Origin of the sequence: Brevibacillus nitrificans (assembly GCF_003710965.1) — a bacterium.
GTDB classification, from domain to species: domain Bacteria; phylum Bacillota; class Bacilli; order Brevibacillales; family Brevibacillaceae; genus Brevibacillus; species Brevibacillus centrosporus.
Genome location: NZ_RHHU01000017.1, coordinates 153,763 through 177,046 on the forward strand (window position 1 = coordinate 153,763; position 23,284 = coordinate 177,046).

Annotated in this window: 18 protein-coding genes; 12 read left to right on the plus strand and 6 right to left on the minus strand. The window is 52.0% G+C overall.

Annotation, left to right across the window (positions count from 1 at the left end):
- Positions 1-32: 32 nt before the first annotated feature.
- The 3 genes from EDM59_RS23990 to EDM59_RS24000 all read left to right on the plus strand — a co-directional run bounded on the left by EDM59_RS23990 (position 33) and on the right by EDM59_RS24000 (position 5,470).
- Positions 33-1,682 (plus strand): dynamin family protein, encoded by a 1,650-nt coding sequence (locus EDM59_RS23990; RefSeq protein WP_425456024.1) that lies wholly within the window; start codon positions 33-35, stop codon positions 1,680-1,682.
- On the plus strand, positions 1,679-3,646 hold the full coding sequence (locus EDM59_RS23995; RefSeq protein ID WP_122925924.1) for a dynamin family protein: 1,968 nt from the start codon (positions 1,679-1,681) through the stop codon (positions 3,644-3,646). Before EDM59_RS23990 ends, EDM59_RS23995 begins: the two co-directional genes overlap by 4 nt.
- Before the next feature lie 177 nt (positions 3,647-3,823).
- Positions 3,824-5,470 (plus strand): S-layer homology domain-containing protein, encoded by a 1,647-nt coding sequence (locus EDM59_RS24000; RefSeq protein ID WP_122925925.1) that lies wholly within the window; start codon positions 3,824-3,826, stop codon positions 5,468-5,470.
- Between the two features lie 66 nt (positions 5,471-5,536).
- Here the strand turns inward: EDM59_RS24000 and EDM59_RS31805 are convergent, their stop codons facing one another.
- The 3 genes from EDM59_RS31805 to EDM59_RS24015 all read right to left on the minus strand — a co-directional run bounded on the left by EDM59_RS31805 (position 5,537) and on the right by EDM59_RS24015 (position 8,289).
- The gene (locus EDM59_RS31805; protein WP_425456025.1) at positions 5,537-5,848 is read right to left on the minus strand and encodes a hypothetical protein; all 312 of its coding nucleotides are present in this window, start codon (positions 5,846-5,848) and stop codon (positions 5,537-5,539) included.
- A 329-nt stretch (positions 5,849-6,177) separates the two neighbouring features.
- Entirely contained in the window at positions 6,178-7,635 is a 1,458-nt protein-coding gene (putP, locus tag EDM59_RS24010; RefSeq protein ID WP_122926239.1) for a sodium/proline symporter PutP, read from the minus strand.
- A 195-nt stretch (positions 7,636-7,830) separates the two neighbouring features.
- On the minus strand, positions 7,831-8,289 hold the full coding sequence (locus EDM59_RS24015) for a hypothetical protein (protein ID WP_122925927.1): 459 nt from the start codon (positions 8,287-8,289) through the stop codon (positions 7,831-7,833).
- Between the two features lie 131 nt (positions 8,290-8,420).
- On the opposite strand from EDM59_RS24015, the gene EDM59_RS24020 reads away from it, so the two are divergent.
- Positions 8,421-8,627, plus strand: coding sequence for a cold-shock protein (locus EDM59_RS24020; protein WP_092274690.1), 207 nt, complete (start codon positions 8,421-8,423; stop codon positions 8,625-8,627).
- A 96-nt stretch (positions 8,628-8,723) separates the two neighbouring features.
- Here EDM59_RS24020 and EDM59_RS24025 read toward each other — a convergent pair whose 3' ends face one another.
- Together EDM59_RS24025 and pdxR are read right to left on the minus strand one after the other, a co-directional pair.
- Positions 8,724-8,960: a hypothetical protein gene (locus tag EDM59_RS24025; RefSeq protein WP_246011216.1), complete on the minus strand. Its 237-nt coding sequence runs from the start codon at positions 8,958-8,960 to the stop codon at positions 8,724-8,726.
- A gap of 35 nt (positions 8,961-8,995) precedes the next feature.
- Positions 8,996-10,453 (minus strand): MocR-like pyridoxine biosynthesis transcription factor PdxR, encoded by a 1,458-nt coding sequence (gene pdxR, locus EDM59_RS24030; protein WP_122925928.1) that lies wholly within the window; start codon positions 10,451-10,453, stop codon positions 8,996-8,998.
- Positions 10,454-10,613: 160 nt separating this feature from the next.
- Here pdxR and EDM59_RS24035 point away from each other — a divergent pair, with 160 nt between their 5' ends.
- From EDM59_RS24035 to cimA, 6 genes are all read left to right on the plus strand, one after another.
- Entirely contained in the window at positions 10,614-11,408 is a 795-nt protein-coding gene (locus EDM59_RS24035) for a thymidylate synthase (RefSeq protein WP_122925929.1), read from the plus strand.
- Positions 11,405-11,878: a dihydrofolate reductase gene (locus EDM59_RS24040; protein ID WP_122925930.1), complete on the plus strand. Its 474-nt coding sequence runs from the start codon at positions 11,405-11,407 to the stop codon at positions 11,876-11,878. The genes EDM59_RS24035 and EDM59_RS24040 overlap by 4 nt, the downstream gene beginning before the upstream one ends.
- Positions 11,879-12,076: 198 nt before the next feature.
- The gene (locus tag EDM59_RS24045; RefSeq protein ID WP_122925931.1) at positions 12,077-14,926 is read left to right on the plus strand and encodes a BMQ_0737 family morphogenetic spore coat protein; all 2,850 of its coding nucleotides are present in this window, start codon (positions 12,077-12,079) and stop codon (positions 14,924-14,926) included.
- Between the two features lie 150 nt (positions 14,927-15,076).
- Positions 15,077-16,270 carry a M20 metallopeptidase family protein gene (locus tag EDM59_RS24050; protein ID WP_122925932.1) on the plus strand — a complete coding sequence of 398 codons (1,194 nt, stop codon included), beginning with the start codon at positions 15,077-15,079 and terminating at the stop codon, positions 16,268-16,270.
- 115 nt (positions 16,271-16,385) lie between these two features.
- Positions 16,386-17,504, plus strand: coding sequence for a YheC/YheD family endospore coat-associated protein (locus EDM59_RS24055; protein ID WP_122925933.1), 1,119 nt, complete (start codon positions 16,386-16,388; stop codon positions 17,502-17,504).
- A 223-nt stretch (positions 17,505-17,727) separates the two neighbouring features.
- Positions 17,728-19,350, plus strand: coding sequence for a citramalate synthase (gene cimA, locus EDM59_RS24060; RefSeq protein WP_122925934.1), 1,623 nt, complete (start codon positions 17,728-17,730; stop codon positions 19,348-19,350).
- Positions 19,351-19,416: 66 nt separating this feature from the next.
- Here the strand turns inward: cimA and EDM59_RS24065 are convergent, their stop codons facing one another.
- Positions 19,417-20,259: a helix-turn-helix transcriptional regulator gene (locus tag EDM59_RS24065; protein WP_122926240.1), complete on the minus strand. Its 843-nt coding sequence runs from the start codon at positions 20,257-20,259 to the stop codon at positions 19,417-19,419.
- Positions 20,260-20,388: 129 nt separating this feature from the next.
- Between EDM59_RS24065 and fabF the strand changes: the two genes are divergently transcribed.
- Positions 20,389-21,630: a beta-ketoacyl-ACP synthase II gene (fabF, locus tag EDM59_RS24070; RefSeq protein ID WP_122925935.1), complete on the plus strand. Its 1,242-nt coding sequence runs from the start codon at positions 20,389-20,391 to the stop codon at positions 21,628-21,630.
- A 134-nt stretch (positions 21,631-21,764) separates the two neighbouring features.
- The gene (locus EDM59_RS24075) at positions 21,765-23,261 is read left to right on the plus strand and encodes a DHA2 family efflux MFS transporter permease subunit (RefSeq protein ID WP_122925936.1); all 1,497 of its coding nucleotides are present in this window, start codon (positions 21,765-21,767) and stop codon (positions 23,259-23,261) included.
- The last annotated feature ends 23 nt before the right edge of the window (positions 23,262-23,284 follow it).

Genomic DNA, 23,284 nt, shown 5'->3' on the forward strand with positions numbered 1-23,284 from the left:
GAATTTGCATCGTAGGAGAGGGTGGTAGGCAAGTGCTTCAGAGTCAAGTATTGATCCGGGAGATGGATTTTACCCGGCTTGCTCATACATGGGAAGAACTAGCGGCGCGGATGAAAGAAAACGGGGATACAACGACCCCAGGGAAAATGCTGCAGCTTGCGGATAAGACAAAGCGCGCAGAGTTGAACATCGCTTTCTGTGGACACTTTTCCGCAGGGAAATCGACGATGATCAACACACTGTTAGGTGTAAATCTGCTGCCTTCCAATCCGATTCCGACCAGTGCCAACGTGGTCAAGATTCGCGGAGGGGAAAAGGCGGCGCGCGTGTACACGTTGAACAGCGGCGTGATCACCTTCGATCCCGACACAGAGATGGAGAAGCTCAAGCAGTTTGCAGTCGACGGAGATACGGTGGAATCTGTAGAAGTTTCCTACCCGGGAACATTCCTCGACGAGCATTCCAGTCTGCTGGACACACCGGGGATTGACTCGACGGATGCTGCGCATAAAATCGCAACCGAATCCGCCCTCCATTTGGCGGATGTCGTCATTTACATGATGGACTACAACCACGTACAGGCTGAGGAAAACTTCAACTTCACGAAAACGTTGAAAGACCGTGGAAAACCGGTCTATCTTGTCGTGAACATGATCGATAAGCACATTGATTTTGAGCTGGACTTTGACAGCTACAAGGAGAGTGTGGAAGAAGCGTTTGCGACCTGGAACATTCATCCAGACGGTATTTTCTACACCTCGCTGGCTGAGCCGGATCATCCGGAAAACCAGTACGAAGAGCTGAGAAGCAAGCTGTCGAGCCTGATCGCAAATCGGGAAGAGCTGGTTGGCCACAGTGTGAAAAGTGCTGCTGAGCATTTGATCGAGGAGCATATCCAGGTATGGAAGGCAGCAAATGAAAGCGTGCGCCAGGAATGGGAGAGCAAGCTGGATGATGTAAGCGTAGAAGGCTTGGATCAGCGGGATGCTGCGGCTGTTCAGGGGGCGCTGGAGCAGGCAGAAGCAGAGACGGCTGCGCTGGACAAACGGACAGAAGAAGCGCGCAGCAAAATGGAAAAAGAGCTCACGGTGCTCTTGGACAATGCGCGTTTGACCTACTTCAGCACGAATGAAGCGGCGCGGAGCTATTTGGAGAGCAGAAAGCCAGGGTTCAAGATGGGCTTTTTGTTTGCGGGCAAAAAGACCGAGGAAGAGCGAGCACGCAGAGAAGAAGCGCTGCTGGCGGATCTGCGTGAAAAAGTGGCCGGAAATCTGGATTTCCACTTCAAGGAATTGATGAACAAGCTGCCGCAGGCGTACGAAATACGCGATGAGGAGTACAATGCCGCTGTACATGCGACGACAATCGCGCTTACACCGGAGCTGTTGGCTGCTCATATCAAGGATGGGGCCCAGTCTCGGGAATACGAGCTGAATTATTGCAGTGACCTTTCAAACGGGATCAAGCTGGAGTACCGTCGCGTAGGCCTTGCTTTTATCGAGCAGGTGGTCTCTCGCTTGGCGCAGCAGGTAAAGGCGCAAAGCGAAGGGCTGCAAGCACGACTGAATCAATTGCGCGAGCTGGCACAGGTGCACAGCAAGCTGGCTGCGCTGACAGCAGCGGAGCAGGGACAACGAGAGCAGTTGCAGGCGATTTGGCAAAAAGGAGAACAAGTATCATGAACCAATTGAGAGAAAAACTGTTTGCAGCGGCACAGAAGCTTCGACGCACAAGCGAAGAAATCGTCGCTGTACCAGGTATGCAAGCACAGGCGCAAGCGATGCTGGATCGGGCGGATCGTCTCGAAGCCAACCGTTTTACCGTTGCGTTGTTCGGAGCATTTAGTGCAGGGAAGTCCTCCTTCGCCAATGCGCTGATGGGAGATATGGTCCTGCCGGTTTCCCCAAATCCGACTACGGCCGCGATCAATAAAATCATGCCTCCGACCGACGAGTATCCACATGGAACCGTCCGTGTGGTCCTGAAAAGCAGAGACGCGATTGAACAGGACGTTTTGCGCTCGTTGGCTGTGTTTGGTTTCCATGCCTCCGGTTTGGAAGCTGCGCTTGCCGAGCTCGGAAAAATCGACGTCGCGCAAATTCCACCGACCGCCAAGCCGCACTATACGTTTCTGAAGGCCGTTACGAAAGGTCTGCCGGAAATGGGAGCGCACCTCGACGGGGAGCTGCTCGTGGATATGCAAGCGTTTAAAGGCTTCGTAGCCAAAGAGGAAAAGGCTTGCTTTGCCGAGTACATCGAGCTGTTCTACTCTTGTCCCCTGACCGATCAAGGAATCGTTCTGGTGGATACCCCCGGTGCGGATTCGATCAATGCCCGTCATACCGGTGTTGCGTTTGAATACATGAAAAACGCGGATGCTGTCTTGTTCGTTACGTATTACAACCACGCATTCTCCCAAGCTGACCGCGAGTTTTTGCTGCAAATGGGACGCGTGAAGGATACGTTTGAGATGGATAAAATGTTCTTCATCGTGAACGCAGCCGATTTGGCGGCTTCCGAGGAAGAGCTGCAAGGCGTTATTACGCACGTGGAGAAAAATCTTTTGACCTGCGGAATCCGTCTGCCGCGCATCTATCCGGTATCGAGTCAGACCGCTCTCTTGGCGCGCATGCACGAAAAAGGCAAGCTGGCAGCATCTGCGGAAAAGGTGTACCGCCAACGGACGCAGACTGCAGAAGGCGCAGAGCTGATGCCAGCCGAGGAAGCATTCAAGCTGTCTGGCATGGCAAACTTCGAGGCACAGTTCCTGCGCTTTACCATCGAGGAATTGACGCAAATCGCTGTAAACGCGGCGATCGGTGAAATTCGTCGTGCCCATCATACCCTGACTGAGTTTATGAGAATGGCGCAGTCAGGCGAGAGCGAAAGACTGGCTCGCAAGGAAGCGGCGCAAACGGCACAGGCTTCCGCATTGACAGCTGTCGAGTCGCTCGCGACGAATTCCTTTGAACGCGATCTGGCAAAGGAAAGGGAAGAGCTGCTCTACTATGTGAAGCAGCGCCTTTTCTTCCGCTTCAACGAGCTGTTCAACTTCGCTTTCAACTCGTCTGTACTCAAAGACGATGGCCGCAACATGAAGCAGGCTCTGCAGGGAAGCTTGACGGACCTCTTGCGATCCATCAGCTACGATTTGGCTCAGGAACTGCGTGCAACGACCCTTCGCCTGGAGAAGTTTCTCAACAAGCAGGGGGTTATGCTGGCCCAGCAATGGCAAAATGACGTGCAAGCTTTTGCAAACGGCTTGACGCTCGCACCGTACCAACCGCGTCAGGTAGAGACGCTGCATTTTGCCGAGGAGCTGCCGGTAGCAGTTTCCGCTTTCCAGCCGGCGCTGGCGCTGTTTAAAAATACGAAGGACTTTTTTGAACAGGACGGCAAACTCAGGGTGCGCGATGAGCTGGAAAAACGGATGCAGGAACCGGTTGCAAGCTACGTCGCAGCGGGAAATGAACAGCTGGCTGATCAATTTGCTACACTCTTTACAGAGCTGGTCGGGGTCGAACGTGCTCGCGTCATCGATCAGGTGAATGCGTACTTTACAGGTTTGTACGCTGCGCTGGATATGAACGTCGATCTGGATGAGCTCCAAGGCAAGCTGGATCGCGTAGCCGGCGAACTCCAATAGTTAGATAAACGAGGAAAAGACACTCAGGATAGGACTCTTGAGTGTCTTTTTTCGTGCAGAAGTAGGAGTTAAGTAGCAAAAAGAAAAGAAAATGACAAAGGCTGCAACTTCTTATCGAATATTCCCGTCTGGCATTTCAGATAAAAATTTTTATCAGGGACCGAGGAGGAACTACCCATGAAAAAATGGAAGCACAAAATCTTGCCAGCGATCTTGGCGGGGACGTTAAGCGTTTCCTTTGCTGCAGCAGCGAATGCTCAAGGTAATGGTAACGGAAACGGAAACGGTCATAACAAGGGCAATGGCAATTCCCAAAAAGGGAACTCGCAAAAAATCAGCTTCCCACAAAACAACTTCAAACCTGGTAATTCCTATCCAACGGCTTATCGCTTTTCCGATTTGCAAAAGCACTGGGCAGAGGACATGGTCAAAAACATGGTCGAGCGCTCCATCATCAAAGGCTATCCCGATCATACCTTCCGTCCGAACAAGCCTGTTACGCAGCTAGAGGCTTTGACGATGGTCATTAATTTGCTGACACAAAACAAAGAACTGATGACAAATGGCGATTATAAAGGCTACGATGTCCCAGACTGGGCGCAGACGACTGTCAAGCTGGCCCTGATCAATCACATCGTAGATTCGAAAGACTTTGATCCGAACAAACCGGCTACCCGTCTGTTCGTGATCAAGCTGCTGGTAAACGCACTCGACGTCGATATGGATGAAGTAGATGAGGACAACCTGTTCTTCGGGGATATCGCAAATCTCACCGATGAAGAAAGGGAATATTTGTCGTACGCATTGCTGCAATCGCTTGTAGCAGGCTATGAGGACAAAACGTTCAAGCCAAACAAACCCGTTACCCGTGCGGAAATGGCGGTATTTGTAAACCGTTTGCTCGGCAAGTTCGGATCGGTTGAATCCGGCAACCACGTAAAAGGAACGATCGCGGTTATCGATGAAGACGAGGAAGAGCTGAAAATCGGTTCCAAAACCTATGAAATTGCGGACGATGTAGTGGTGAAGCTCAATGGGAAAGCGTCGAGCCTGAGCAAGCTGTCCAAAGGCATGATAATCGATGCGATTGTAAAGGATGACGAGATCACCACGATCTATGCCTATACAACAAGCGATGACGAGGACGATGTAGATTTCAAAGTCGAAAAGGTTTCGGATGGCAACGATGGTGATGACTTCGAGGAAGCAGTGAAAACAGGCTCCCGAGTGAGTGACACCACACCTGATCTGACAGGCGAAACGCTTTCTATCTCCTTGAATGGAGATCGTGCAAAATCGATCGATCTGGATGACATCGACGGCACGCAAGACGATGGCGATGAGGTTGCCGAAGCGTTGGAAGAGGCAATTGGGGACGCATTGGGAGACGATGATCGCGTGAAGGTTTCCTTTGAGAACAACCATTTTGTTTTCGAAACCGACAATAGCCCGACAGATGAAGTACCTAGCATCAAGTTTAGCGGAAGCGCTTTAAACGAGCTTGGTCTGAACAGTACGGAAGCGAAAGGCTCTTTGGGCGATTCTGATGAAGAAACGTGGAAAATTACTGTGAAGTCGGATGCAACCTCCGACCAGACGTATGTGATTGCGATTGAAGATGACAACATCGATGAGAAGGTAGAAATCGATGTGGATGACAACGATTCTGCCGAGGAAATCGCAGACAAGATCGCTGACGCTCTCCAAGATAACGACGAAATCGATTCGGCCTATTCGATTGACGTGGATGGCGATGTCGTGACCCTGACTTCCAAGATCGATGGGGAAGATTTGGACACAGAGATTGCTATCAGCAAAAAATAAAGCCGGATTAACAAGAAAAAAAGCCAACCGAATGTTGGCTTTTTTTGTGTTGTTTTCTGTGATGGCTTACCCTGCGATATCCAGCTTCTCGGCATCCGAGGCTACCTTGTTTCTCACCAGGAAGGAAGATAGAACAGACCACTTACTTTCTACGCGCTCCGCTATGAGGAGGACAAGCATGACACCAAGCATGACTGCACAAACGGATAGCGGTATAAACCAATGATGGCTGGATTGTGAGAAGAACGGTATGAGGGAGACGGCAACGATCGGGGGTGCATTCCACTTAAACCGATTAATCATCCAGATCGTGAGGAGTACGTTTACAAATAACGAGATGGGGCTTGGGTAAACGAAAAAAAACAGAGTCCCGATCACGGACGAAACAGTTGCCCCCAAAGTAATTTTACTTATTTCCGAGATACGGAAGGAACGCGAGACGAATAGAAAACAAAAGGCCCCTAATGCAGGGAAAAATAACGTGTCCAAGAAAGAAATTTGCAAGGAAAGCCAGTAAACGAACATGAGATAGAAACAAATAAAGACTGTTTTTACATTCATTAGAAAGGATTCAACCCCAATTATTACGTGTCTCCTAGGAGCAGCATTTTAACAACTGCTACATTCTAGTCATTTTTCACAACCCTGTCAATAATCGAAAAGGCCCCGTCTCATCCTTTTTCGGAAAAGACGGGGCGCTATTGGGTTTAGTTATTGGCTTGCTGATACTTGTCAAATTGCGATTCAACTTCCTTGGACGGCTTACTCGTCATGTTGCTGACGATCACAATCACAAGCAGGCTGATAGCGAAGCCGGGAACCATTTCGTACAGGAAGTCTTTCAGCACATCAAAACGTGTCCAGACAATGACGGTCAGTGCCCCTGCAACCATTCCCGCCAAAGCTCCCCATTTGTTCATGCGCTTCCAATAGAGAGATAGCAGAATGACAGGACCAAAAGAGGCACCGAAGCCAGCCCATGCGTAACCGACGAGATCCAGAATCGTGTCGTTCTTGTCCAGAGCCAGCAAGAAAGCGATGACAGCGACAAGCAGAACGGAAAGGCGGCCTACAGTCACGAGCTCTTTGTCTGTCGCAGAGCGTTTGAAGAACGTCTTATAAATATCTTCCGTCAGGGAGCTGGACGTCACAAGCAGCTGCGAGGAAATCGTGCTCATGATCGCTGCCAAAATCGCAGCCAGCAGGAAGCCGGTAATGATCGGGTGAAACAGGATCGTTCCCAGCTGGATGAAGATCGTCTCCGGGTCAGGAAGCGTCCAGCCCTGCTTGGAGTACAGCGCGATCCCGAAAAGTCCAGTCAGCATCGCACCTGCCACAGAAAATAGCATCCACCCCATACCGATACTGCGTGCTTTTTTGATTTCCTTGGTAGAAGTGATCGCCATAAAGCGAACGATGATGTGTGGCTGCCCAAAGTAACCAAGTCCCCAGGCAAACAAGGAAACGATACCGAGAACACTTGTCCCTTTGAAAATGTCCAAGAGGGAAGGATCGATCCGATGAATCTCCGTAAACGTCGATTCCAGGCCGCCAGAGGTCAGGACTGTCACCAGCGGTACCAGGATGAGGGCAATGACCATGATCAGGCCTTGGACGGCATCGGTCCAGCTAACGGCGAGGAACCCGCCAAACAAGGTGTACGCGATAGTAACCAAGCCTACGATCCACAAGCCGCTGGTATAGCTTAAGTGGAAGGTATTTTCAAACAGCACACCGCCTGATACAAGTCCAGAAGAAACGTAGAAGGTAAAAAAGATCATAATAACCAAAGCGGATACGAGACGCAGCATGCGGGAACCGTCGCCAAAGCGGTTTTCCAAAAAGGAAGGAATGGTAATCGAGTTGTTGGCGACCTCCGTGTATGTGCGAAGGCGAGGGGCGACGTAAAGCCAGTTTGCATAAGCACCCAGTGTAAGACCAATGGCAATCCATGAAGCACTAAGTCCCTGGGCGTACATGGCCCCAGGCAACCCCATCATCAGCCAGCCGCTCATGTCTGAAGCGCCAGCACTTAAAGCGGTTACAGCAGGACCCAGCGTTCGTCCTCCCAACATGTAGTCGCTCAGATTGGAGGTACGTTTGTAGGCATAGTACCCGATCAGCAGCATGCCTGCCATGTACACAATGATGGAAACGAGCAGCATGTTCATTGAAGCACCTCTTGTTGTGTTTAATATTTTTGAAAATAATATTAACGTATTAAACAATAACATGCGCATATATAAATATCTATAACAAAATGTGAAAAATAATAATAGTGACAATAAATTTTTTTACTTATACGAAAAAAAGCCTGCAGCAAGAAGCCGCAAGCTTTTCGTGATTCTTCCAGACTGATTTTATTGCACTTGGATTTGACCAGCGCTGTCCAAGGATACCTTGAATTCCTTTACCACAACAGGCTCAGCACTTGGATTGTTCAAATCGTGCTTGAGTACCTTGAACGTGCCGTCTCCAGTCAGCTGCCCGGCGTATTCCACGCCAAACAAATCCGACTTGTAAAAGCTGAAGTTAGCCAGCTCTGTTTGTTTCAATTCGTCTGCCACAAGCTGCCCGTCCCCGCTGAACATCGCATTTCGCAAAGCCTCAGAGGATTCGTATTTTTGCTGGAGATAGGTCTTCAACTGTTGGGCAATTTCAGACTCAGCCAACTGTTTGCCTGCCTCTACAGCTTGCTTTCCCACTTCAATCGCTTGTTTGCCTGTTTCTACGGCCTGCTGGGCGGTTTGCACCCCTTCGGAAATTTCCGAGCAAGCTGTGAGAAGCAGCGCACAACCCAAGATCACTGCATTACGCATGGGAGGTTCACTTCCTTCCTGCTGTTTGTTCATCTGCACACTTTATTTATTTTATCGTATCTCACCTTTCTGTGCATCCGCATATGATGGGGTAAGCGTAAGAGCTGCACTGATTACAGGGAGGAAACACAATGATTCAAGGGAAAGTAAAATGGTTCAGCAAGGAAAAAGGATACGGTTTCATTGAGAGAGACGGAGGGCCAGATGTTTTCGTTCATTACTCGGCGATTACGGGCTCTGGCTACCGCAACCTGGAAGAGGGCGAGCAGGTTACATTTGAAATTGTGAATGGACAGCGCGGACTGCAGGCTGCAAACGTAGAGCGTCGAGGCGTTTAAAAGGAAATTCGAGGATTTTTATAACGATAATGTGGACGCCGTCAGATTTTCTGGAGAAGATCCGACGGCGTCTTTGTTGCGTTTCTTTGGATGTGATCATCGCAGATACAGGAAAATGGATAGGGCGATAATCAGACAAAATGTAATGACGCCATAAATAATCAGCAGGTTTCGCGAGCGATGAGCAAAGCTCCGCTGTTTGCTCTCTGCGGGATTGAGCCCAATCCTGAACGTGAGGACCAAGGCGATGCTGACCAGAATGAAAACCGCTATGATAAAGGGAAAAATGGGCATGAGCAGTACCTTCCTCTCCGTCTGGCTTACGTCGATCATATAATGACCCGCTTAAAATGTGGCCATCCACTTTGTTATTTTTTTACCCATCCACTTGCGGTCAAGGCGTCAGCAAATCGCACGACAGCTTCCGGGATTTGCTCCAGACGGGCACGCCCAAAGGTGAAGCGGACAAATCCGGGGGAAGACCCAAACAAGTGACCCGGTACGAATACCAGTCCACGTTTCACAGCCTCTGACAAAAGGCGCTGCTCACTGAAGTCGCCAAGCAGACGACACCAGAGATGAATGCCCCCCTCTGGCGGACGCATCTCGATAAGTTCTCCAAATGTGTCGAGCAAATGAAAAGCGAGCTGATCACAGCGAAAGGCAAGCTGCGAGCGTAGCTGCTCGATGTGATGTGCGAAATCGGGGGAGGCGAGAAAGCGTTCCGCCAGCCACTCGGGAAAGATGCTATGACCAAAATCAAACTGCTGCTTGGCATCCGCCAATCGCTCAATCACGGTCTGGGGCCCGACAATCCAACCGATCCGCAGGCCAGAGGCTACGATTTTGGTCAACGAGCTGATGTACAGAACCGTCCCATGCCGATCCATGGATTTTAACGTACGGACAGGCTCTCCGGAAAAGGAGATCAGGCTGTAAGGATCATCCTCGATGATCGGGATGCCGTTTTCGGCTGAGATGGCGAGCAGTCGTTCCCTGCGTTCATAGGAGAGAAACGTTCCCGTTGGATTATGGTAGTTTGGGTTGACGAAGACCATTTTGATGCGATGTGTCCGATGCAGCTCTATCAGCTGTTCGGGATCGATGCCATCCGCATCGACGGGAAGCGAAAACGTACGAAGGCCAGCCGAATGAAAGAGCGGAAGCGAGTTGCAGTACGATGGGGACTCGATTGCAACGGCATCACCCGGCTTGAGCAGACACTGTACGACGAGGTGAAGGGCTTGCTGCGCTCCTGAGGTAATGAGAATAGAAGAAGGCGTCGTATCAATGCTGCGCCACGTTTTCATATGTGCGCGCAACGTTTCCCGGAGTGGACCGTTGCCGAGTGGATGCTCATAGCCCAGATGGGAAGGGAAGTCTCCCGAGGTGAGTAGCTGCTGCAAGGAGTTCGCGGGGACCAGATCGAAAGACAGCTCTCCGCTGGCTAGGTCAATCAGCTCGTTTTCCTGCGTCGTTTCCCTCCTGATTTTTCGGATGAGAGGGAGATTCGGGCGAAAAGAACCGGACTCCGTTAAATGTCGCCAGTTGGGTACACGCGTGCGGGCCAGGCCCCAGATATCTTCGCTCACCATCGTGCCGCTGCCTTGCTTTCGCTCGATGACGCCTGCAGCCTGCAGCTCGTCGTAGGCAGCTACGATCGTGGAGCGGTTGACGTGGAGCTCGTTTGCCAGCGTACGCTCGGAAGGCAGGTAGCTGCCTGGCGGAAATTCACCGCCAGCGATCCGCTGCTCGATTTGCTCGGCTATTTGCTTGTATCGGGGTTTATCTTTGGGTTTGGCTTTTGATTTTGCAGTCCCATCCATGAATTGATCCCGCTTTCTTTTTCTTGTTCCTACGTATTATAGCATGCTGGGAAAATACGGTTTTGTTTTCCCTGCTTTCATATAGGCACTCGTTTAGTTTAGTCTAGATAATTTGCTCCCGGATCGTTTAGTATAGATAGGAATGAAAGGAGCGATCAAGATGAAACAATATCTGGACTTGTGCCAGCGCATATTAGATGAAGGTGTCACCAAGGAAGACCGGACGGGGACGGGGACGATCAGCGTATTCGGACATCAGATGCGCTTTGATTTGAGTGAGGGCTTTCCGCTGGTGACGACGAAGAAGCTGCATACCAAATCCATTTTTCATGAGCTAATCTGGTTTTTGTCCGGGGATACGAACATCCGCTACCTGCAAGAAAACGGCGTGCGGATCTGGAACGAGTGGGCTGATGAAAACGGGGATCTGGGGCCTGTCTACGGCAAGCAATGGCGCTCGTTTGCAGGTGCTGATGGAAAAACAGTCGACCAAATCCAGTGGGTCATCGATGAAATCAAACGCAATCCGGACTCGCGCCGTCTGATCGTGAGCGCTTGGAATCCGGCAGAGGTGGACAAGATGGCTCTTCCTCCGTGCCATCTTCTCTTCCAATTTTACGTAGCCAATGGCAAGCTGTCATGCCAGCTCTATCAACGCAGTGGCGACACGTTTTTGGGCGTGCCGTTTAACATCGCGAGCTACGCTTTGCTAACCCACATGATCGCACATGTGACAGGTCTTGAGCCAGGTGATTTCGTGCATACACTGGGTGACGCGCATCTGTACCTCAACCATGTAGAGCAGGTCAAGCTGCAGCTGACACGCGAGCCGAAGCCGCTGCCAAAGCTGAAGCTGAATCCAGACGTAACGTCCATCTTTGATTTCAAGTATGAGGATATCGAAGTCATCGGATACGAATCTCATCCGCACATCAAAGGCGAGGTGGCGGTATGATCAGTCTGATCGTGGCGTATGCGCGTGGCCAGGTGATCGGTAAGGACGGCGTCATGCCGTGGCATTTGCCAGCTGACCTGAAGCATGTGAAGGAACTGACGACGGGCAAGACGATCGTGATGGGGCGAAAAACGTTTGAGTCGCTGGGAAGACCGCTCCCGAATCGGAGAAATGTCGTGCTGACGCGCAATCAGGAGTTTCATCCGGAAGGCGTAGATGTCGTTCATACGAAAGAAGAAGTGGAGGCCCTAGGCGATGTGATCATTTTTGGCGGCTCCGAGATCTACAAGCAGTTTCTCGATGTGGTGGACAGGCTGTACATCACGGAAATCGACCTGGAGACAGAGGGAGATACGTTTTTTCCGGACTGGGATCGGGATGCGTACACCTTGGTCGAGAAGCGCGAGGGAGTCGTTGACGAAAAGAATCGCTATCCACATGCGTTCTATGTTTACGACAAAAAACGGTAAAGACAAGCGAATAGCTGTTCGATAAAGCGGGATGAGACGAGCTCTTTTCCCGCTTTTTTTTTTGTAAGCTCCCCCTTCGCTAGGAGAGACGATTCCCTAGCTGTTTGGGTGCGATGGTAGAATTCGCCCACACACTTGTGCGCCTCTCAACACATACACATACAGGTAAATGACTTGCGAAAAGGAGTGATAGGGGATATGTCCAGCCTAGCCAGCAAACGACAGGAAATCCTTGAGTCTTCTCCCAAACAGCAAGCAAACTACTTCGTACCCAATGTCGGTCAAAGGGAAGAGCACATTCTTTACGAATGGAGAGGGGCCGAGTATGGCGCCTATTTTTCCACGGATGCTGTGATGCTTTTCTTGACTGCAAAAGGGCAGAGCGGCGTGCGTCTGGATTTGCATTTTCTCGGTGCCGAGCGTAGTCAGGAGCCGGAAGGAAAAAAGCTGCTTCCTGGCAGAATCCACTACCTAAAAGGCAGGGATCCCGCCGAGTGGCATGTTGATATTCCCATTTTTCAAGAGGTTGTCTATCCGCAGCTTTGGCCTGGCGTGGACCTCGTGTTTCGTGGTGCAAACGGGCAACTCAAGTATGAGTTTGCCATACAGCCTGGTGCAGACCTCAGCCAGCTCCGCTACACCTATCGCGGAGCTGAGAAGCTGACGCTTGCAGAAGATGGGGATCTGTTGATTCATACGGCATTAGGCACAGTACCGGATTTTAAGCCGGTTAGCTTCCAGCTCAAAGAGGGGCAGCAAATCGAAGTGAGCAGCGCATTTGTACTGATACAGGATGAAGAAGGGTACACCGTTTCTTTTCAGATCGGAGAAAATTACGATCCTCACACGGTGCTGTTCATCGACCCAGGGATTCATTATTCTACTTATTTCGGAGGATCCGGTAATGAACTGGAAACGAGGCTCGAGACTGACAACACGGGAAACCTCTATCTATTCGGAACGACAACCTCCGCCGATCTGCCGAACATGCAGGGTGCCTTGCAGCCAGGGCTCGAAGGAACCTCTGATGCCTATGTGATGAAGCTCGATCCGACTGGAAGTCACCTTGTTTATGTGACGTATCTAGGTGGCTCGGGCACAGACCAAGGGGAAGGGATTTTTGTAGACACAGCTGGAAATGCCTATTTGACGGGAATCACCACCTCTGATGACTTTCCCGTAACCGCTGGTGCTCCTCAAACATCGCTGCAAGGAAAACAGGACGCCTACGTGGCAAAGCTCAGTGGAAGTGGGAGTGCGCTGATTTATGCGACCTATCTGGGGGGCTCGGGCAGCGATGCAGGGGCCAGCATTGCTGTGGACGCAGAGGGAAATGCCTATGTCACAGGGAGTACTGATTCTGCTGATTTCCCGATGACAGCGGGTGCCATACAGACTGCTTATGGCGGAGGAGCTACCGACGGATTTGTGACCAAGCTAAGTCCAGATGGCAATGCCTTTCTGTTCTCTACTTTTTTAGGAGGCTCCGAAAAGGATGTCGGAGTGAGCATCGTGGTTGACAGAAACGGGAATCCGTACGTGACAGGTATCACGAGCTCAGCTGACTTTCCGACAACAGCGAATGCGTATCAGAGGGAGCTGGCAGGATCAAATGATGCTTTTGTCACACGCTTGGACCCTTTGGGACGCACACGCGTTTATTCCACGTACCTAGGGGAAGCAGGTGACGATCAAGGCTTCCCGATACGGATTGATGATTTCGGCGAGGCCCATGTGGCTGGAGTTACTACCTCTACGAATTTCCCCACGTCCTCGGATGCCTACCAGACGGAAGCGGGCGGAGACTCCGACAGCTATGTGACCACGGTCAATACAGTTGATACCCCCTCGATCCTCTCGTCAGGGGATATTTTCGTTACGCAGACTCGTGGGCTGCAAGGTGCGACCGTGACTCCCAACAACCTGCAAGCAGAATGTGTCCTTGTCCCAAAGGTGTACGATTGGGTGGTTCTCGCCAGCGCCTACCACAGCAAAATCGAGATCCCGAGGGAGTGCAGGCTGCTTGTCGATGCGGCTATTCTCGCAGGACAGCAGGTCACCTTCACGTGTTTGGATCAGCCGATACCAGCCCCGTCCTGTCAAATCATCGGCATGCGCAGGGAATCGATTAGGGTCGGAGGGGCTTTTGTCCGTGTCGGCGTAGTGCGCTTCCTCTTTTCGACAGCGCTTCCGATCGGCGTATTAGCGGACGGCATACCGCTATGTCAGTTCTCGTCAGCTGTGCAGTTCGAACAAGAGGTAGTGCTTTGCCTGCCTGAACCGCTGGGCGAAGCCAACATTCTCTGCCGCACGCTTGCTGTCGAGTGTCAGTCGTCTGGGAATGTACTGCTGGGGGGCATGCTGCCTGTAGACGTTCAGCTTTGCGCTGAAATTCAGGTCGAGCAAGAAGTCCGTCTGGAGCTGCTGGCAAAATTTTGCTCTCCACGTCCAAACAACGTTCCGGTGCCGTCGCCCACTCCGGGAATGCTTTGTCCCATGGTTCTGTTTCCGCCACAGTGTCCGGCGATCTATCCGCTTCCGAGCTGCGATTGTCAGGCGACGGCCAACGCCTTGATCCCGAATGTGTCCGTGACGATGGGGATTTCGCAAGTGCTGGCGATTGGCACTATTCAAATCATCGCAGACATCTGCCCAGCCTGCGAGCCAGGAAGCAGTACCTTTACCTTCAACTACTTTGACAATATCGTGCCGGACCTTCTCCCGGGCGACCAAAGCTTCCATTTTTCTCCTACTTCCATCAGCTCTCCTGCATGCATTACTGCTTTGCCGGGCATTGCCATCGTGAGAGGTTTGACGGTTACGGGATCAGGCGTAAGAACGTTTGTGTCGACGGGCGTGCAAGAGACGTTGAGCTATTCGCTCACGATTGCCGAAACGGCGCCAGGGGTGTCTGATGCCATCTTGTTCACGCTGTCCACTCCGGGTGGTGCTGTCCTATTCTCTGCGACTGTATCCGTTGTGCCGAATGAGCAGCTGCTTGCTGAGGATTGCTTGAGAATATCAGATATTGCCGTAACGCCTTTTTGAAGGATCTAAGCTCGTCTAAGAGGCCTCTTTTGTCGTGAGGAAGCCCTGACGTTTTGGCGCGTCAGGGTTTTTCGTTTTTCCCCATTTGTGTGAGAATTCTGCTATGATAGGGACAAAAGTAGCGTGAGCAATCGCAGAGGAGAGAAGAAGATGTCTTTACAGGAGCAATTGAAAGAACTGCTGCAGGCCGTTGAGCCCCAGATCATCAGCTGGAGACGTCATCTGCATCAGCATCCGGAGCTGTCGTTTCAAGAAGAAAAAACACCCGCGCTCATTGCGGATATTTTGCGAGAATTACAGTTTGACGAGGTGAAAACGGGAGTAGGCGGACGCGGTGTCGTAGGCGTTTTGCGAGGCAGTCGCCCTGGCGCAGTCGTTGCTCTGCGCGCTGATTTTGATGCCCTTCCCATTCAAGACCAAAAAGAAGTGGAATACAAATCGACAGTCCCTGGAGTCATGCATGCTTGTGGTCATGACGCGCATACCTCCCAGCTGCTGGGTCTCGCCACTGTTCTGGCTCCTCGCCGCGATCAGTTCGCAGGGGAAATCCGCTTTTTGTTCCAGCACGCGGAGGAAGAATCACCAGGCGGAGCTACTCAGATGGCGGAAGATGGCGCGGTAGACGGTGTAGACGCAATCTTCGGCGTTCATCTCTGGTCGATGCTTCCTGTCGGCAAGGTATTCATCAGCGGCGGACCGATCATGGCAAACGTCGACGATTTTGTCATTGAAATTAAAGGCCGCGGCGGGCATGGTGCTGTACCGGAAGAGACGATTGATTCCATCGTGATCGGCTCCCAGTTGGTAGGCAATTTGCAAACGATCGCTAGCCGCAACGTCAGTCCACTGGCGAGTGTAGTCGTGACGGTTGGGACTTTCAACGGCGGAGACAACAACAACGTCATTGCCGACAGCTGCCGACTCACCGGAACCGTACGGACATTTTTGCCCGATGTGCGTGATCTTGCCCAGCAGCGCCTGACCGAGATCGCAGAAGGCACAGCTGCCTTGCTGGGTGGCCGTGCAGAAGTCATGTATGAACGCGGCTATCCTGCCGTGATCAATAGCGAAAAAGAAGCGTCCCTCGCATGGGAAGCCGCCCTCGCAGCCTTTGGCGAGGATCGGGTGGAGCCGATGAAGCCGCTGATGGGCGGGGAAGATTTCTCCTATTTCCTGGAGAAAGTACCGGGTGCCTATTTGTTTGTCGGTGCAGGCAATCCGGACAAGCTCGCGAAATACCCGCATCACCATCCACGGTTTGATATCGACGAGGATTCGATGCTGATAGCAGGCGAGCTTTTGGGACGCACGGCACTGCTCTATCTAGAAAAGCATCAGGGCTAGTTTTATCGCGGATATGCGCTTTCGCCTAGTAGAGGGGAAGGCGCTTTTTGCTGTCATTGACCATAAGCTAGAGAGGGAACAAGGCAGTCGTATACGAAGGAGGGTGATGCCACCCGTGAGAAAACGGATTGGCATACTGACCTACCGAGGAGACACTGGATTTGCTGAACCTGGTTTTCTGCGCAGACTGGTAAAGGAAGGACAAGAACTGGGCGCGGAGGTGTTCTTGTTCGGCCCACAGGACGTCCGTTTTTCGGAGAGAAGAATCAGAGGCTACGTACCAGGGGAATCCGGCTGGAAGAGTGGGTGGCATGGCTGGCCAGACATTGTCATTGACCGCTACCGCTACTATCCGATTCCCAAGCACAGCCTCTACCCGCCATTCCGTCAGCAAAACTGGTTTCGCTATGCCAATAGTCGATTTACCAATAAATTTCGGGTTCATCAGGTGCTCGCACAGGACCCGGAGCTTGAACGCTGGCTGCCTCAGACCTTACCCTATTCGCGTGAAAACCTGACCCTTCTGTTAAAGCAGCATCGACTATTGTATCTCAAGCCTACGAACGGATCAGGAGGGCGCAGCATTCTGCGAGTGGAGCGGACGGCAGATGGATATCGTCTGCATGGGCGCACCAAGCTGCAAGCGAAGAGCAATGAGAAGCTATATACAACCAAAGCCTTGAGCAAGCGGATGGAAGAATGGATGGAGCGAGAAAAGAACGGAAACGAGCAATTTTTTCTCCAGCAGGGCCTCGCCCTTGAATTAATACCGGAGAGGATCGTAGATGCCCGCTTGCTCGCGCAGAAGGATGGCAGCGGAGCGTGGCGCTTGACGGGCATGGGATTGCGCGTAGGTCCACCGCGTTCGTCGACCTCCAACCTGCACGGGGGCGGAACGGCTCTGCCAGCAGGCACTTTTTTGACACAGAGATTTGGAGAAGACGAAGCAGCGCGGATCATTCTCGAATGCAAGGAGCTTGCTCTCAAGACGCTGAAGCGTATCGAAGAGCATTTCGGGCAGATGATGGAGTTCGGCTTTGATTTAGGGATTGATGTGGCAGGGAGAATATGGATCATCGAGATGAATCCCAAGCCAGGGCGGGACATCTTCCGACAGCTGGGGCAGAGGGATCGTTTTCGGCTGGCCGTACGCAGGCCGATTGAATATGCGCTGTATTTGCTGGAGCAAGACGAACAGGAAAAGGCAAAAACCAACTGGTGGAGAAAGGCATGAGCAGGGCCGTAAGCAAATGCGGCCGCTCCTGCCTTTTTTGTTTTTTTCGAGGGAATACGGAATGATAAAGGGAGAGATAGCGTCCATTGTTGTGCCTATCTGTTCATAGAAAAAACCTATATCGGCCCAAGTTCTATTAAGAATTGGGCTATGGTATACTTGATAAGGTCTAAAGATTCGAAAGATAAGATTATTCTGAAAACTTTTGGAAATGGGTGGAGACATGGAGAGCAAGGTGTATCTGTACGATACGACCCTGCGAGATGGTACGCAGGGAGAAGGGATCAGCCTGTCGGTGGAAGACAAGATAAAGATCGCACTGCGGCTAGATCAATTTGGCATCGATTTTATTGAGGGCGGCTGGCCGGGTAGCAACCCAAAAGATATGGCTTTCTTCGAGCGAATTCGCGAGATTCCACTCTCGCACGCAAAAGTAACGGCGTTTGGAAGCACCTGTAGACCGAATGTGGCAGCAGCGGAAGACGACAACCTGCTGGCATTGATTGCAAGCGGAGTAAAAGCAGCAGCCATATTCGGAAAATCATGGGACTTGCACGTCACGGATGCGCTCAAAACAACGTTGGAAGAAAATCTGCGCATGGTCGCAGATTCGGTTACTTTTTTAAAACAAAACGGGATGACGACCCTGTTCTTGGCTGAGCACTTCTTTGACGGCTATAAAGCCAATCCGCGCTATGCCTTGCGCGTGCTGGAAGCGGCTGAAGAAGCTGGAGCAGACTGGATCGTCCTCTGTGATACAAACGGGGGAAGCCTCCCTACTGAGATTTACGATATCGTCAAAAGCGTGAAGGAGAGCCTCCGTACTCCTTTGGGCATCCACCCGCACAACGATAGTGGCGTAGCCGTTGCGAATGCTTTGGCAGCGATTCAGGCGGGCGCGCAGCAGGTGCAAGGTACGATCAACGGAATCGGCGAGCGCTGTGGAAACGTCAACCTGATTTCTGTAATCCCCAATCTTCAGCTCAAGCTGGGCTACCAATGTGTCAGCAGCGAGCAGCTGCAGGAGCTGACGCAGCTGTCCCGCTATGTTGCGGAAATCGCCAACATGACCTTGCCGAATAACCAGCCGTTTGTTGGGCACAGCGCTTTTGCGCATAAAGGCGGGATCCACGTCAGTGCGGTGATGCGCGATCCGAAGACGTACGAGCACATCGAGCCTCAGAACATCGGAAACATCCGCCGCGTACTGGTTTCGGAGCTGGCAGGACAAAGCAATTTGCTGGCGAAAATGGAGGAGCTGGAGATCGACCTATCCCTGGAACGGGAGGAAGCTCGCCAGATTATTGCCAGCATCAAAGAACGTGAATTCCAGGGCTATCAATACGAGGGGGCAGAGGCTTCGCTCACCCTCATGCTTTTGGAAGCTGCCGGTAAGATGAAGAATCTCTTTACGCTGGATTCCTTTAAAATCTTGATGGAAAAGGCCTCTGTACGCGCCATTACCTCGGAGGCTACGGTCAAGCTCAGCATCAATGGCGAAACCGTGCATACCGCGGCGGATGGAAATGGTCCGGTCAATGCGCTGGACAATGCGATGCGAAAAGCGCTGGAAAACTATTTCCCCTGTATTGCGAAAATGCACCTCGCCGATTACAAGGTACGCGTCTTGGACGAGAACGGTGCAACGGCCGCAAAGGTACGCGTCTTGATCGAGTCCTCGTACAACGGCGAGAAGTGGAGTACCGTCGGCGTCTCTACCAACGTCATCGAAGCGAGCTGGGAGGCGCTGGCGGACAGTATTCGCTACCTGCTTTGGAAAGAGGGCTGCGAGACCTCCGACATCCAACCGTCTACAGAAGCGCGAGTCGGGATCGTCAATCACTGATCGCGACCCGCCATTACGTGAAAAAACCAACAGCCTGTACCGATGCGGTCAGGCTGTTTTTGCTGTTTATTTCTGGGCATTGATCAGCTGGTTCAGCTTGGCTTCTGTCGAGGATTGCGGGTCAGGGGTGTAGATACTGCAGCGCAGGTCAACATCTCCCTGTACCTTCAAGGAGGTGAGGTGAAAGGTCATCTTGCCTGCTTTTGCATGGCGAAACTCGATCAAGACCTCCGGGGCGCTGCTCACTCTGCTTTCCTCCCATAACGATTGGAAGCCAGGATGAAGCTCTCGCATTTCCTGCAAAAAGCGCTCATACCATTCGTCCTCTACAAACTGCCCGTAGTACGCCCGAAAGATCGCGAGAAAGCCGCTGATAAAATGCTCCCAGTTTACCGCCAGCCGTTGGAATTCCTTTCGCGTAAACAAGATGCGGATCATGTTGCGCTGCTCATACGGGATCTGCTCGAAGTCCATAAAGACGTGTGCAGCTGCTTCGTTCCATCCCACGATGTGCAAGCGCCGGTCGGAAATGATGGTCGGGCAGGAGCGCAGCTCTTTCAAAATCCGTTGAAGCGCCGGACTGATTTGCGGCTGCTGCTCTTCGCGAAAAAGCGCACCTGTTCCCGTCTCCAGCGCGAGAGCGTACAAGTATTTTCGTTCATCGACAGTCAGCTGGAGTGCTTTGGCTACCGCATCGAGGACAGAGGGCGATACTTTGATGTCCCGGCCCTGCTCCAGCCAGGTGTACCAGGTAGAGCTGACCCCCGCCAGTTGAGCGACTTCCTCTCTGCGCAGCCCGGGTGTTCGCCTGCGCGTACCAGGGCTTAGACCCACGGACTGGGGGAGAATTTTGGCGCGCTGTGCTTTTAAAAAGGCGGATAATTCCTGCAGTCTCGTTTGATTGTTCACGTCCATGCCTCCGTATCTCTCGTACCGGTTCTGTTAAAGTAGTATCTATTATACTAGGATAAACAACAACTTGTAATAGGATAACCGCTGTGCAAAGATGGGATTATCAGGAGAACAAGGAGGATCACCATGGAAAAAGTTGTTATCACAGGACTAGGGGTTATTTCGCCACTGGGCAATTCGGTCGATCCGTTTTGGAATGGTTTGACCAAAGGCAAATCAGGGATTACGTTGATTGATACATTTGATACAGCGAAACAGAAAGCAAAAATTGCGGGACTGATCCGCGATTTTGATGGGGAAGGGCGTTTTGGACGCAAGGAAGTGCGACGAATGGATCGCTTTGTGCAGTTTGCCCTAGCAGCCGCTGATCAGGCCTGGGAGGATGCTGGACTGCAAAATGCGCAGGTGGACCGTGAACGTCTCGGGGTCTATGTCGGCTCCGGTATCGGGGGCGTGCAGACGCTGCTGGAGCAACATGCCGTCCTGGAGCAAAGAGGTCCAGACCGTGTCAGCCCTTTGCTGGCACCGATGATGATTCCCAATATGGCGGCAGCGATGATCAGTATCAAATACGGCGCGCATGGACCGACGATGGCGCCCGTGACTGCATGCTCCATCGGAAATACGTCGATTGGCGAAGCCTTTCGTCTGATCAAAATGGGGGGAGCAGATGTCATGATCGCGGGCGGAGCAGAGGCTGCGATCACCGAGGTGTCCCTCGCAGGCTTTGGCAATTCCACGGCGCTGTCCACGAGAAATGAGGAGCCGCAAAAGGCGAGCCGTCCTTTTGATGCGAAACGGGATGGCTTTGTCATGGCGGAAGGGGCCGGAGTCGTGATTCTCGAATCGCTCTCCCATGCATTGCGTCGAGGGGCACGCATTTATGCCGAGGTCATCGGGTATGGGGCGAGCTCAGATGCCTATCATATGGTCGCTACACATCCAGAAGGGTATGGGCCGTATCTCGCGATGAAGTGGGCACTGCAGGAAGCAGGGATTCAGCCGGAACAGGTCGATGTCATCAGTGCACATGCGACGAGTACAGAGATTGGCGATCGTTCCGAGACCATTGCCATCAAGCGTTTGTTTGGTGAAGCGGCCACTCGGATTCCTGTTACCGCAAACAAGTCGATGGTGGGTCATTTGCTGGGCGCATCTGGTGGGGTGGAAGCGGTAGCCCTCGTAAAAAGCTTGCAGGAAGGGCTCATACCTCCTACGATCAACCAGGAGGAGTCTGATCCGGATTGCGATCTGGACTATGTGCCAAATGTCGCGAGGAAAGCAGCACTGCAGATTGGGATCTCTAATTCCTTTGGCTTTGGTGGACACAATGCCGTCATTGCCGTAAAAAAATATGCACAGGCGTAAGGAATGCCTGTTGGAAAACCTTCCGGATGACGGAAGGTTTTTTTCTCCTCGAATGGTAAGAACCGCTGGGTCACATACTAACGTGGCAGGACTCGATTCATCCCTATACCGAGTTAGTGAAGGAGTCTAGGCCAATGGTTAACGAAAAACAACCGGAGAAAACAGAGGTGCGTCGAGGAACCATTCTCGGGGTCATTATTGCAGGGGCAATCGCAGCTTTGCTGAATCAGACGCTTTTGAATGTGGCGTTGCCCAAACTGATGAACGATTTTCATATAAATACAACGACTGCGCAATGGCTCATCACTATCTACATGCTGGTGAACGGTGTGCTGATTCCAACGACTGCCTTTCTGATGGAGAAATTTACGACCAGGCAGCTGTTTATCGCGTCGATGAGCTTGTTTTCCGTAGGTACGCTTGTCTGTGGGCTGGCACCTGCCTTTTCCGTCATGCTGATCGGACGGGTGATTCAGGCGGCGGGAGCGGGTATCGTCATGCCGCTTATGACAAACGTGATCTTCAACATGTTTCCTAGGGAAAAACGAGGGTCAGCCATGGGCATCGTAGGAATCGCGATGGTGTTTGCGCCAGCGATTGGTCCGACGCTGTCAGGCTGGGTCGTCGAGCACTACTCGTGGCGTTTGCTGTTTTTTATCGTGCTGCCGATCGCTCTCATCGTACTGATCGCGTCAACGTTTTTACTGAGAAATGTCACGGAAACAGGGAACCCCAAGCTCGATGTGTGGGGCGTCATCTTTTCGACAGCGGGCTTCGGTGGACTGCTCTACGGCTTTAGTACGGCTGGAGCAAAAGGGTGGGGCAGTCTGGAGGTCATCCTCATGCTGCTGATCGGCTGTATCAGCTTGATTGTGTTTGTCCGAAGGCAGCTGAGCATTGATCATGCGATGCTGGAGTTTCGCATTTTCAAGACACCTGCCTATACGCTGGCCATTCTGATCAGCCTGATGGTCAATATGACACTCTATTCGGGGATGATTTTGCTCCCTGTCTACGTGCAGAACATCCTGCATTTTACCCCTGTCCAATCGGGGCTGCTGATGCTCCCGGGCAGTATTTTGATGGGAATCATGTCGCCGATTACGGGCAGGCTCTTTGATAAGTTTGGAGCGCGTTATCTCGCCATTACAGGGCTGGTTATCACGATTGTCACGACGTTTGGTTTCACGAAACTGAGCCTGTACACGAGCTACGGCTATCTGATCACGCTCTATACGGTGCGAATGCTAGGCTTGTCCATGCTCATGATGCCGGTCATGACATCGGGTCTGAACGCCCTGCCGCTGCGTCTGAATCCGCATGGAACGGCGATGTCCAATACGGTGAACGCCATCGGGGGAGCACTGGGAACGTCGCTTTTTGTGACGATCATGACGACCAAAAGTGCTGCCCATACCGCTGACATCATTCGGGGGAGTCAGATCAATCCAGCCGACCAGGCTCAGGTAGGACTGGCCACGATGCAAGGCATGGCGATGGGAACCAACGACGCCTTCATGATTGCGACCCTTTTTGCCATCGCAGCGTTGATTCTGGCCCTGTTCCTGCGCAACCCGCGTCAGCGAGAGGATGAAGTGCGGGAGAAAAAAGGAGCAGCCCAGCCTTCGTAGGAGAGCCGCTCATCCGTGATCGA